12 protein-coding genes are annotated in these 12,319 nt (G+C 64.8%); 2 read left to right on the forward strand and 10 right to left on the reverse strand.

The features are described from left to right. Positions 1-56 precede the first annotated feature (56 nt). From EH199_RS01875 to EH199_RS01895, 6 genes are all read right to left on the reverse strand, one after another. Entirely contained in the window at positions 57-1,082 is a 1,026-nt protein-coding gene (locus EH199_RS01875) for a tyrosine-type recombinase/integrase (protein ID WP_124807557.1), read from the reverse strand. 137 nt (positions 1,083-1,219) lie between these two features. After that, positions 1,220-1,870, reverse strand: a complete 651-nt coding sequence (locus tag EH199_RS01880; protein ID WP_370449647.1) for a lytic transglycosylase domain-containing protein — start codon at positions 1,868-1,870, stop codon at positions 1,220-1,222. 32 nt (positions 1,871-1,902) lie between these two features. Next, on the reverse strand, positions 1,903-4,872 hold the full coding sequence (gene mobF, locus EH199_RS01885) for a MobF family relaxase (protein WP_124807558.1): 2,970 nt from the start codon (positions 4,870-4,872) through the stop codon (positions 1,903-1,905). Then, a complete protein-coding gene (locus tag EH199_RS01890) occupies positions 4,869-6,959 on the reverse strand; it encodes a type IV secretion system DNA-binding domain-containing protein (protein WP_124807559.1) in 2,091 nt (696 codons plus the stop codon). The genes mobF and EH199_RS01890 overlap by 4 nt, the downstream gene beginning before the upstream one ends. Further along, a complete protein-coding gene (locus EH199_RS24925; protein ID WP_255420434.1) occupies positions 6,956-7,081 on the reverse strand; it encodes a hypothetical protein in 126 nt (41 codons plus the stop codon). Before EH199_RS24925 ends, EH199_RS01890 begins: the two co-directional genes overlap by 4 nt. Positions 7,082-7,116: 35 nt before the next feature. After that, positions 7,117-7,416 (reverse strand): CopG family transcriptional regulator, encoded by a 300-nt coding sequence (locus EH199_RS01895; protein WP_190287054.1) that lies wholly within the window; start codon positions 7,414-7,416, stop codon positions 7,117-7,119. Positions 7,417-7,845: 429 nt separating this feature from the next. Between EH199_RS01895 and EH199_RS01900 the strand changes: the two genes are divergently transcribed. After that, positions 7,846-8,238 (forward strand): hypothetical protein, encoded by a 393-nt coding sequence (locus EH199_RS01900; protein WP_223806416.1) that lies wholly within the window; start codon positions 7,846-7,848, stop codon positions 8,236-8,238. A gap of 157 nt (positions 8,239-8,395) precedes the next feature. On the opposite strand, the gene EH199_RS01905 is transcribed toward EH199_RS01900, so the two are convergent. The 4 genes from EH199_RS01905 to EH199_RS01920 all read right to left on the reverse strand — a co-directional run bounded on the left by EH199_RS01905 (position 8,396) and on the right by EH199_RS01920 (position 11,766). Next, positions 8,396-9,379, reverse strand: a complete 984-nt coding sequence (locus tag EH199_RS01905) for a DUF2493 domain-containing protein (protein WP_124807561.1) — start codon at positions 9,377-9,379, stop codon at positions 8,396-8,398. Between the two features lie 510 nt (positions 9,380-9,889). Continuing rightward, positions 9,890-10,108: a DUF6117 family protein gene (locus EH199_RS01910; RefSeq protein WP_124807562.1), complete on the reverse strand. Its 219-nt coding sequence runs from the start codon at positions 10,106-10,108 to the stop codon at positions 9,890-9,892. Positions 10,109-10,208: 100 nt separating this feature from the next. After that, on the reverse strand, positions 10,209-11,207 hold the full coding sequence (locus tag EH199_RS01915) for an SLOG family protein (RefSeq protein WP_124807563.1): 999 nt from the start codon (positions 11,205-11,207) through the stop codon (positions 10,209-10,211). A 91-nt stretch (positions 11,208-11,298) separates the two neighbouring features. Continuing rightward, on the reverse strand, positions 11,299-11,766 hold the full coding sequence (locus tag EH199_RS01920) for a DUF736 domain-containing protein (RefSeq protein WP_124807564.1): 468 nt from the start codon (positions 11,764-11,766) through the stop codon (positions 11,299-11,301). 211 nt (positions 11,767-11,977) lie between these two features. Between EH199_RS01920 and EH199_RS01925 the strand changes: the two genes are divergently transcribed. After that, a complete protein-coding gene (locus EH199_RS01925) occupies positions 11,978-12,169 on the forward strand; it encodes a hypothetical protein (RefSeq protein WP_124807565.1) in 192 nt (63 codons plus the stop codon). The last annotated feature ends 150 nt before the right edge of the window (positions 12,170-12,319 follow it).

A 12,319-nucleotide genomic window follows, 5' to 3' on the forward strand; every position in this document is an offset into this window, starting at 1 on the left:
AACAGCGACAGTTCACCCCCATCTTGTAGCACAAGCATCTTAGTGAAGTGCACATTTCACAAAGACCCCTCACCCGCAGGCTCTTCGAACAGCGCGGCCGAACGCACGTAACCGAGCAAGACCTCAACCTTCTTCTGGCGCGATACCTCCTGCATCTTGGCAAGCGAGGCCTTGTTACGCGCGGCCTCGGTCAGAAACCCGGCGCGCAGCGAATGCCCTCCGACCGTCTCGGGATCGAGCCCGATCTTCTTGGCATAGCGCTGGATCAGTCGGGCAACCGAGCGATCGGACATCGCCTGGCGGGTTAGCCGCCCTTGCGGATCGATCTGCAGGAACAAGGGGCCCGCTTCCCCTCCCCTGAGGTCTAGCCAGGCCTTGAGCCGCGCGACGGGTTTGAGCAGCTTGCCGCCCGGGACCGCGATCACCTGCCCTGCCCCCTCCTGGTCGGTCTTGGAGTGGCGAATCGTCAGCTTGAGCCCTTCCTTGACCAGCTCAAGGTCGGTCAGCTGCAGTTCGACCAGCTCGGAGCGGCGCAGCGCGGCCGCGAGCCCGAGCGCCAGCACGGCGCGGTCGCGGACCGCGCGGGTTCCCTGCCCTTCTGCGGCCGCAATCATCCGCCCGAGATCCTCGGCTGTGATCGCGGCCTTCTTCCGGCTCGGCCGCGCGCGCTGCTCTCGGCGGATCCCGGCGAGCGTGTCGGCAATCACCCCGCGCGGATCGCGGTGCTGCGATGCGACCTCCCCTGCCCTCCGGTGATACCAGGCGATTGCGGCGGCGTGGCGGGTGATCGTGCTGTCCGCCTTGCCAGCCATGGCGAGCGCTGCAAGCCAGGTGGCGACCGCCTCGGGCCGCGCCGGGAGCGACACGAGGCGGCGCTCTGAGCACCGCGCCTCGAACTGCTTCCAGTCACTGGCATAGGCGCGCAGCGTGTTTGCGGACTTCGCCTTGATGCGGTAGCTGTGCGCAGCCGCAATCTCGTCACGCAGCCCTCCGGGTTGGATGATCGCGGCCGGGGATGTCGCCGTCGCTGTGGTTCCAGCGACCCGGCCCATAGTGGCGACGGCATCCTCAGCACGCTCCATCGCAGGCAAACTCCCCATCCCCGCGCCAAACGGGACCGAATTTGCAGTTTGATAGCCGATTTTTTACTGTCCGTGAAGGGCCGTTATCGGACAGTGAGGGCAGAATTTAGCAGGTTTTTCGCGGCATTCGCGCAAATCTAGTCCACCAATGTTCCAAAGCCATATTCGATCGATTTTGCATCGGGCATGCTTTGCGATTTGGCCTCAAACTGAGCGAGAGGCGACGAAACCGATGCGGCATGCCCCGCGAGATTGCGCCGAGCAAAGACGTCTTGTCCAAACCGCCTCTGAAGGTGCCGTCCGACGCTCAAAGCATAGCGCTGCTGACGCCATCCGGTCGGACTATGATAGACCCCCACTGCATTCCAATAGTTGCCGGTTGAGCGCAGCGCTGACAGGAAGATCCACCGCGCGGCCCCCGCATTAAAACACGGATCGGTAGTCAACCAGGCGCGTACCTCGATCTGCGATCGACCGACTAGCGTGGCGATCTTCGGCACCCACCAACTGTTGACCTGCAGCGGCCCCAGATCGTGCGATCCATTCGTGTTGCGTACCTCCGCGCCGATCCAGCCTGCCTCCTGATCGCGCAGGCCCCACAGTGTCTTTTCAAGCCATGGACGTCCGCCAGATACCTGCCGAATGCATTCGGCAATGAGCACCTCACCCTGAACGGTGCCGCGCGCCAATGCGGGCTGCGGAGTCATCATCGTCGCAGCAATGCAAGTCATCGACGTAAGGGCGCGACGAGCTGACAGTGACACAAATGAATTTGCGCTGTTTCTCATGCTGATGTTCCTCATTTGGGTAGGCAGGCAAATCACCGCTCAGGACCATGATCGGTTTTGGGTATGGATTGGTGCTCTGGCGGACTTCGGACCGGAACGGGCACTGCTGGCGACCGAGACGCGCGCGCTGCTTCGGGTTCCGCTCGCCGATCGAGCGCGGATTGCAGGATGCGATCGAGAAAATCGCCAATCCCTCGAGCGCTTTCGGCGATCCGTTCGCCGATACCTTCAGGGGAACGGGTGCGATCAAGCTGCCTTACAAGTTCTCGTTCACGGCGTTCACTGCGCAAGCCGCGCTGATCATCGCGGTCCCGTTCCAACTGGTCGGCATGACGATCAGCATAGGCGCGCACCGTGTCCTTCGTGAGCCGCCCCAGCCCTTCAAGCGCCGAAGTCTTCTCGCCCGAGCGCGCTTCGAGTTTCTCCACGAGGCGCTTTTCGTTCTCGGTCCAGAGCTTCACACCCAGACGAGCACGCGTGATCGCCGTGTAGTAATTCTGGCCATTGACCAGCGAGGAGTTGACCGGCGCCAGGACGTAGACCCGCGCATAGGTCTTCGACTGCGCCGAATAGACCGTCTCGGAATAGCCATGATCCCAGGTCTTGTGCTGGCCGAGATCGATGGTCTGCACCGGCTCACCGCGGTCCCAGCGGATCGTCGCCAGGGTTCCTTCCAGTTTCTCGACCGTCCCGCGCTCGGCATTCTTGAGGTCCAGTTCCTTGGTGACCAGGCGCCACTGGATACGGTCACCGGCCGCGAGTTCGCGCTCCTCGCGGTTGAATACGTTGACGTGACGCGCATGCCCAAGCCTCGGGTCCCAGCGGACAATCCGGCCATGCTCGTCGGCGAGACGCACAATCTGACGGCCATTGGCGTCACGCCCGATGCCGACCACGCGGTATTCGGTCTCACGAGCAAGCCCAGCGCCTGCCACATCGCGTGAAAACGTCACGACCTGCCCGCCCGAATAGAACCGTGCGAACTGCTTTTCCTCGGCACTGAGACCCGCAGGGGTCAGCACGGACAGCCGGGTGTCTTCGGCGGCGATCGCGCTCTCGGCTTTGAGCGTTTCGCGGATTCTCGCATTGACGATGAGCCGCGTGGCGTTCTCCAGCACGAGGATATTGGTGGTCGCCCGCGTCTCAGGCTTCAGCCGGGTCCATTCGGCGACGAGGCCCTTGGCAAGCGTTTCGGCATCGGCGCCGCTCACTACCTTGTCGAGCCTGCCGAGCGATGCGGCATAGTCACCGGAGCGCGCTTCGGTCACCGCCGCCTTCATCGCGCGGGTTTCCTGGCGCATCGATTCCGTCAGCTCAGCGGTAGGGAGGCCAAGCTTCTGCATCAACCAGAACGGCTTGCCTTGCTCGATCGCCCCGGTCTGGCGATTGTCGCCGAGCAGGATCAGCCGTGCGCCGGTCTCGCGGCTGATCGCAAGCAGGCGCTGCGCCTGCCGGTTGCCCAATTGCCCGGCCTCATCGACCAGCAACACATGACGCTCGGTGATCCCGTGTCCGCCGCCCGCAAGCAGGCTGGCGACTGTGCGCGAAGGAACCCCTGCCCCCTCGCCGAGATTGGCGGCAGCAGACGAAGTCGGGGCGAGCGCAACAAAGTCCCTCCCCGAACCGGCAGCCTCCGCCATAACCCGCATCAGCATCGATTTGCCTGCTCCGGCGACGCCATGCAGGCCGGTGACGCGGTCGTGCGAAGTGCCGAGCGCCACCAGCGCGCGCTCCTGCGCGGGGGTAAGGCCCGCGTGTTCTAGAACGGCAAGTAGCCGGTCAGACGATGTGATGGGCCGCGCATCGTCCAAAGACAGTGCCAGCTCGCGCGCCAATCCCTGCTCGAGCCGGGCGCTGCGCCGACTGGTTCGTCCCCTCGTCAAGGTCCGGTCGCCGGTCGGATCGCGCACCTCAAGCAATTTGCGCCGCGCTTCGTGCTCGGCAATTACCGGCCGCACATCGCCGAGCCGCACTTCCCCGACATGGCTCGCGAGCGCGTGACGATAGAGCGTGCCGAGGTTCGACACCGCCTCGCGGGCTTCCCCATGACGCAGGCCGAACAGCGCAGCGCGGGTTGCCGTCATCGGGGCGAGGTCCAGCCCCTGTCCCTCCCGCTCGGCGGCCTTCGCCTGCACCTCAGCAAGGTCCGCCGCATAGGGACTGGCCCGGGTCGTCCATTGGCCTTTGAGTTCGCCCAGCCCCGCCTTCACCTTGGCCCCGCGGGTTTCATAGTACGACGCGCGGCGCGCCGCTTGTCCGGTTAGCCCGTGCTCCTTGGCATGGGCATCGATCTGCTCGGCGCGCTGCGAGGTCTCACGGATAAATTCGCCGGGCAGACCCGCGATCTCGAACAGCCCGCGACGCGGGTCGAAGTCGATGTCGTAACCCTGTTCCTTGAGATCGCGGGCGAGCTCATTACGATAGACCTGGCCCGCGACCATCTGTTCGGCGAACATGGCGCGGGTTTCGAGACTCGCCATGTTCGCGCCCGCCTCGGCATTGGTCATGTTGAGCACGACGACATGGGTGTGGAGATGGGGATCGAGCTCGCGGCTCGCATGCTCGGTGAACCGCGCGAACAGCAATCGCCCGGTGGTTTCATGGACGATCTCGCCATTGTCGCGGCGGCGCAGCGCGGCAAGTTCCTCGAGATAGGAAAGCGCCACGGTGACCGCGCGTTCGTGGGCAGCGACAATCCGCTCGTCACCCATGACGAGCGCCATGATCGACACCGACTTGGGCGCATTGACGGCGAAGTCCCAGCCCGGATGATGCTGGATCTCACCGTCGGCGCGGTGCCGACCGAGCTGCTGGCCAGCAACGCGTCCGGCGAGCAGTTCAGCAAAGACATGGGGATCGACCTTGCCTTCAAGCCCAAGTTCGGGGGCAAGCGCACCGCCCCAATGGCTGGGTTCGTCCCCGCCCTTGGTGTAGTAGTCGCCCACCGTATAGTAGCGGGCGATATTGGCTGATGTGCCCTTGAGTCGGCGCGGGTGGATCATGCCGGCCGCGCTTTCCGGGCTGGCCCATCGGTGCGGTCATAGACATCGACCTCGACCCGCGGATGGCCGCGGCGCGCACCAAGGGTGAAGTCCTGAACCGGCCGCTCGGGTTCCGGTTGGGTGGCCGGAGATTCATCGTCGAGTTCTGGGTCGACCGCTTCAGGTTCATCGCCTGCATGCTCATCATCGCCCTTTGGAGGGTTCACAAACAGGTCCGCCTGCGGCTTGGGCTCGTCCGGCCTCCTGGCTGCACCGCGCTTTGGCTTGGTCCGCCCGGCACCTGCCTTGGGCATCGGTTCAGAGGCGTCGTCATCCTCACTCCCGGCATGGATCGCCGCAATGATCTGCTTGCCCGCACTGTCTCGCAGAGGCGGCGTGTCGCGTTCGATGAACCCATCGGCGATGGTCGCGACGGTGTTGAAGCGGTCTTCGAACCGCACCACGGGAAGGTTGCGCCCGAACCGCAGGTAACCGCAGAGGTTGGGCAAATTGGTGACCTCGGTGTGCATGACCAGCGGACGCGTCACCTGCATGCGGCTAAGGTTTACCCCGTCGCGCATATCGTTGACGCCGTAGGACATGCCCTCGTTGGCTTCGACCTGTTCGACCTGACCCAGGTTCTCCGAGACATGCTTGGCGGTCGGGGTGTCGTTGGCCCTGAGCGCCACCCAAGTCGAGCAATAGCCGGTGATCGCGGCGGCATCCTGGATGCCGTAGGTCGCCTCCAATTGCGGATAGGACTGGAACCCCAGGATACCGCAGCCACCGTACTTGCGCGCACGGGCGAGGAAGTCGGAGAGCGAAGGCAGTTTCTGGAGCGTCGGCAGCTCGTCGATGACGCAGTAGAGCCGCCGCTTGCGATCTGGCGTCAGGCTCATGATCGCCGAAATGGCGATGTCGAGCCAGACCGTTATCAGTGGACGAAGCGAAGGTAGCTGGTCGGCCTTCACCGAAATGAACAGCCAGTTGTCGCCCTCCTCGTTGGTCACCCAGTCGCGGATCGAAAGGCCTTTCCGGGTATCGTCGAGATAGGAAAAGCTCCTCATCACCGAGGCGAGTTCGGCCTGGATGCCCGCCGAGGTGCGCTCGCCCTCAAGGCTGATGAAGGCAGCAGCATCCGTGCCCGCCGCAAAGGCAGCGAGGTCTTTCAGTTTCGAGCGCAGCAGGCGGTCGAGCAGGACTGAGACCAGCATCTCGCCTTCGCGTGCGAGCTTCCGCAGCACCGCCACCAGAGTGCCGCGCGAAGCTTTGGCCCAGAACGGATCGCCGTGCTTTTCGGGGATCGTCGATTCCGCGATCTGGTCGTAGTGGTAGTCGCGCGGCACGTCGCCCCAGGGCGACCACTGCGCGGTGCGTTGATCGAGCGGGTTGAGGATGATGTCCCGGCCCGGTCGGTAGAACTTTTCCACAAAAGTCCCGGCCGTGTCGTAGACGATGGCCCGCTTGCCTTCCTTGCGAATACCTTCGAGCATCTTGACGATGAGGTTGGTCTTGCCGGTGCCCGGCGCTCCGCAGAGGAGTATGTGCTCGGGCTCGAATGCGTCAGGTACGGGGACGTCGCCGATCGCGAAGCTCCCCTTCTGCTGGCGGCGCAGCAAGCGCCGAATCTGCCGAACCGTGCCGAACCGCGCACCGCGCAAGTACTCGTTGGAGCCTAGACCGCGTCCGGTGCGGGTGAAGGTGAACCAGGCCATACCGAGCGCGAGCAAAGCGAACGCCCCCGCCAGCACCGCGCCGTGGATCAGGTAGAGCTCGAAGCTGTGGAGGGTCCGCTTGCCGAGATCGGAGGCGATCAGCCAGTCGGCCGAAGTCCAGTATGGTTTCCCCGCCGGGGTCTTGAACAGCACCGGATCGTTGGTGCCAGCTGCGGCATCGACCTTGAAACTCGCCTCGACCAGCTTGGTGATGACATAGCGCTCGTAGGCGGTCGATTTCTCAAGTGCATACCACAGGGTACCGATCACCCAGAGAACGAGGCATGCAGTGACCGTCTGGAAGAAGACCTGGGTGGTCATGCGAACATTGTGGACGATCGATTGACCGCCGCGCGTCCAGCTGCCGAGGGTGTCGTTGCGGAAGATGCTCATGGCCGTGCCTCCGGCGGAAACGGGCGTGAAGCCCAGGCCCAGTTCCGCCCCGCGTAGAGCAGCGGCAGGAAGCCGGCGGCGGGCGGCAGGAATGGGGGATAGACCGTGGGCGCTGCAGCCACGGCGGGGGATGCCGGGCGGTAATGAAGCTCCCCCCTCACTGGTCCTGCTCCGCGCTCAGAAGGCCCCGCTGCTCAAGCACGGCGCGCGCATCGCGCATGCCGCGTTCGAGGACCTGCGGCGAGCGTTCACCGATCGCGGTGGCGAGCAGGGTAAGGGTCTGGATGCCGGTCGCCAGCAGCTCGTCCTGCGAGGAATAGATATAGCGTCCGCGCGGATCGGCGGCCTCAGCCAGGATCGAGCGGACGAAGTCGGAAAGGGAAAGATTGGCGCCTCCCGCGCGGCGCTGGAGCCGCAGGTAAAGCGCGGGGTCCACACGGACCGATATTCTGTGCATGCCGTTGCTCCCAAGTGGAGCCCGGCGACAGAAGGTCATGAAGCAGCGCCTCAATAGCGCAATGGCGCCCAAAACTCAAGAAAATCAGCTGTCAGTCATGTCACCCGGGTCAAACCTGCGGGAATCCGCGGGTTCGTTCAGCCCCATCACCGTCCGGGGTGACATGGGTGCCAGAATGCCTGTCCGGCGGGTGCCATGGCACCCGTGGCAAGCCGCTGATTTTGCGCGAAGAATGCACCGCAGCACCCGTGCGTACGGTGCATTACAATACGGCCACGGCCGTGCGTCCCTGCCTTCGCAGCGACTTGCTCGCTGCGTCACCTCGACCCGGAAGGGGCGCGGCTCCCGGCAGGGCCCTTCGTTCTTCCGCCGGCGGCACGCCGGCAGGCTGATGCGGGTTGGCAAAGAGGGGAATTGAGACGTCATGACATGCACCTCGATTGGGGGATTGCGAACGTGCAAACCGCATTCGATAATGGGGATGGCGGGCAGACCATCGACAGGACGATGGACATGCCCAAGATGACCGAACGTGAACGCCTCGCCGACCTCGAAGCGCGCCAGCGCAAGATGGCCGAGGAGGTGGAAAAATCCCGCCGCACCCTGCGCGGCAAATATGCCGCTCTCATTCCCGAACTCGCCGTCGAGAACCTCACCGAACGCGAATTCCGCGACGTGCTCAATGCTGCGATCCGATGCGGCGGCGCTGCCGCCGTCACCGCGCTGCGCGCCCTGCCCGAGGCAGCCTTACCCACGCCTGCCGTCACTTCCGACAATCCAAAATCATCCCGCAGGGATGGCCCTGCGACGAGCATGGCGTAGCCACGCGCAGGAGGCCGCTGCCATCGTCGATGGCAGCGCATCGGCCCCGCGACGGGCGCCGAGCCGAAGGCTCGCCGCGTCCCTGAGCGGGGACGACTTCGACGCCAGCAAAAAAGGGAACCGGCCGGGCCTGAACCCGACCGGTCCCGTCACTTCCTCACGCAGCCGCGCGGTCCTTGCGCTGATCCTTCAGGGCGAAGAAGTGCGCGGGCACCCGCTTCGCCCTCACCTCTCGCGCCAGGTGCGACTGGAGCCCCGAACCCTCGCAGACTACCGCTTCGACCGGACGCAGCGCCAGGAGCTGTTCGTTGCGCGCGAACCCCGCCCGTTTGCCCAGGCGCCGGTCAAGCGTGAAGGCAATGAGCATCGTGCCCGTATGCGCCGCCCAGGCCGCCGCGATCGCGTCGCACCCTTTGTCCTGCGCCGTGGTTGCGAGCACCATCGCCGGAATGCGCGCCTTCACCGCATCGAGGGTGTCCGTGATCAGCGCGTGATCCTCCCAGACCTGTCCGCCCGAGAAGACCACCACCGGACCTTGCGGGGCGTGTGCTTCGGCCTTGCGGATCCGGCGCGCGGCGAGGAAATCCTGCGCAGCGATCACCGAGGCGGTGCGCTTGGAGGAGACCAGCGATCCGCGCGGTGCCGACCACGGCCGCCCGGTCTCGGCGAGGTAGGTATCGGCGGCATGGTCACGCATGCAGGCGACCGCTTCGCGGGCTTCGTCGAGCGACTGGCAAAGGAGCTGCGCGTCCTCCAGTTCCCCCATCATCACCTCGCTGCCATCGGCCTCGCGCACCAGTTCCTTGATCTTCATCGCCGCCCGGTCGGCCTCGCCGTCGAGCTGTTCGGCGACCTTGTGGAAGCTGTTGACGATCCCCCACGCAAGCCGCCCGGCGATACTCTCCATCCGCGTATCGCGCAGCACGTCGAACATCGTGCGCACCAGCATCTCGGTCGCGAGCTGGGCTTCGGTCGCATCGGGCATGTCGCAGGTGAGTTCGTCCTCGCCCACACCCATTCGGCTCGCATCTAGCCCCGCCTCGAAGGCGGAGCTGAAGCTGTCCGAAGTCGTCATCGTCTCGGCCGCGATGAGTTCGGCGATTTCGGAAAAGTCGCGGATCGTGCGGGTTACCTTGGTCATGTCTGCCTCCTTGAAATGCAGTTGAAGAGGCATTTTCAAAGGCACGGGCTGTGAGCGCCGGGGTCAAGGATCGCGAAGCGACCGCGTCAGCGGCGGTGGGGGTCACGATTTTCTTTGGCGGCCACTAAGGCCCGAGGAGATACACCTACACCCGCCCCGCCAAAGAAAATGGTGGGGCCCCGCCGTCCTTGAGGCCGGTGCTGTCCCCGTGCCATACTTGGACTTGTTGGAAGAGAATATCTTTCCCCAACCTCGCCCCAAGCACCCGAGGGGCAACGCGGGCTCGATGCCCGTGTTGGCCCTGTTTGCGCGGCGACAGAATGCGGTGTGGCGGTGCGGCAAAGCGCTTCGACCAAACCTCCGCCGGTCGAACCAGCGTGGGTAGCCGCATTCCCCGACCGCACAAAAAAGGCCGGAGCGTATGCGCGCGCCCGGCCCGAATTTGTTATCGCTGGTGTGGTGCGGGGGATATCTGAGACCAATGCTGGCCCAGCAATCTCGTGCGAGGCTTCACCCGACCGGGGGCACATAGGCATTGAAGGGGTTCCCCTCCGACAAATGCCCGAAAGGCGTCATCACGAAATCTTCGCCAACACGGGCCACCGCCGCGATCACATAGCGAGGGACGCCGGTTGCAGCGTCAGTGCATTCCATGAGCGCGAGATTGCCGTCGGCAGCGGCACGCAACAGCGTGCCGAAATTGGTACGATAGGTTTCAGGGATCGCCATCAGGCTTCTCCTCGAATGGGGGGAGCAATATGCCCGGCAGGGGAGAAACGGTTCTCGCCGTCTCCCCCCGCGAGGGAACAATGTCGTGCTGATCGGGGGATCAGGCGCGCATGCGCCGTGACGTACTATCGGCCAGCTGATCGGCCTTACGGAAGGCATGGATTGGCACCTTGGCTTCGCGCAGCACCTGATAGAGATTGGCCTGGAGTCCTGACCCTTCGCAAAGCAAGGCTTCGACGGGCTTAAGCTCGGCGAGCTTGCGATTGCGAGTGAAGGCGGTCTTGCGGCCATTTCCGTAGAGGCCGTAGGCGACGAGTGGGACACTGTTTTCCGCCCGCGCTGCCCAGGCCGCCGCGATCGCATCGGCACCCTTGCGCTGTCCAGTCGTCACCAGCGTCATATGCGGAATGCGGACCTTGATCTCGTCGAGCTTGGCCCAAAGCGTTTCCCAGTCGTGCCACTGTGCCGGTCCCGAAAAAACCACGACCGGCCCTTGCGGCAGGTGCTTTTCACGCGCCGCCAGCTCGCGAGCACGCAGGAAATCGAGCGCGGCGATCTGGCTTGCGCTCGATGCCGAGGATGCCTTGCTGCCGCGCGCCGGCGACCATGGCCAGCCCGACTGCACCCGGTACATCTCGGCGGCATAATCGCGCATACATTCGATGGCTTGCCGCTGCTCCGCGACCGATTGGCAAAGGAGCTGCTTCTCCTCGAGTTCGTTGTTGTAGACCTCGCTCATGTCGGGATGGCGCGCGAGGTCACCAACCTCCATTGCCAGCGAATCCTCGCGCCGCTCGAGCTTGCCGGCGACGAAGTGGAAGCTGTTGACGAAGCCCCAGGCGATCTCGGCAGCGAGCGGCTCAAGCCTTGTTCCGGTGAACAGATCGAAGATGGTGGCGACGATGCCGCCGCACTCGGCTTGCGCAGCGAACGGCTCGGGCATTTCATATTCGCCGGGCAAGTCTCCCGCCTCGATGATCGAAACGCCAAGCGGATCACCAAACGCCGCCTGAAATTCGGGGGTGGCGGTCATTTCGGCATAGAGGGATTTGAGGTCGGCGAAGCGCTCCACTCGCTGTGATTTTGCGGTGATGGACATGGGTCAGCCTTTCGAGAATTCGGTAGATGAAAAAGAAAAAGGCCGGAGACGCTCGTTGCGCCCCCGGCCCTTCCCGGCTTGCCGTTGCGGATTAGAACGGCAGGTCTTCACCGTCTTCCGCGTCCGCGCCCGCCCCCATCAGCGCGCCATCGGTGCCCGCGGTGCTGCCGCCGAAGCCGTCCTGCGTGCGCTCGTCATACGACCGCTGCGACGCACCGAACCCGCCGCCGAACTCGGCACGCACGGTCTCGCGCCGCCAGGCCACGGTGTAACCGCCATCCTCGGTCGGAAAGAACGCCACCGGCAGCGCTTCGGGCAGCCCCGGATCGTCGACCGAGCCCGCGAGGAACGCTTCGCCGGTCTTCTTCGAGAACGCCTCCCACAGCGCGCCGACCTGCACCCAGCGCCGGGCGACGTTGAGCGCGAGGATCTCATAGACCGGCGCGCGATCGCTGTTGCTGTCGACCTTGCGCAGACCGATGCGGGGCAGGTCGATAGTGCGCGTGGCGATCGAGCCAGTGAGGCGGCCGTTGACGTTGCGGATTTCACCAATGTTCATGATCTTCACTCCTAGACGATGTCGCTTTCGAACCATTTCTTCGCGACACCTTCTCCGAACCCCCTCTCCTCTGATGGCCTGCCCGCGCCGCCCGCGCTGCGCGGGGTCCAGGGCACATCCCTCTCCCCGTGCGCAACGCGATGGTGCCCTCGCCCACCACCCGCGCGGACGCCGACTGGCATTCGCGATGCTGCAAGGTTATGCTGCGGTCATGGACTCGACGACACTCCGCACCGTGGCCGATCTGGCGCGCAAGCGCGCAGCGCGCGGCAGCACGGGAAATCAGGGTGACGGTCTCATGCGGCTGGGCGCAGCTCGCGCCCTCAACCAGCTCGCCGCCGATCTCGACGCCAGCGCCGCCGAATTCGAGCGCCGCCCCGCATCACGTCGCCCCCGCGCCTGAACTGGGCCCTCTGGGCAGCATCGCCGCTGCCACCCTCACCTCTCACCCCGCGCGCACCTTGCGGCAGGGATATAAGTCCGCGAGGATCGAGACCCGCGAGAGCGGGGCTCGAGGCGCAGCCCGTTAGCCCGGTGCCCGCGCCAGCGGGCA

Origin of the sequence: Novosphingobium sp. LASN5T (genome assembly GCF_003856955.1) — a bacterium.
GTDB lineage: Bacteria > Pseudomonadota > Alphaproteobacteria > Sphingomonadales > Sphingomonadaceae > Novosphingobium.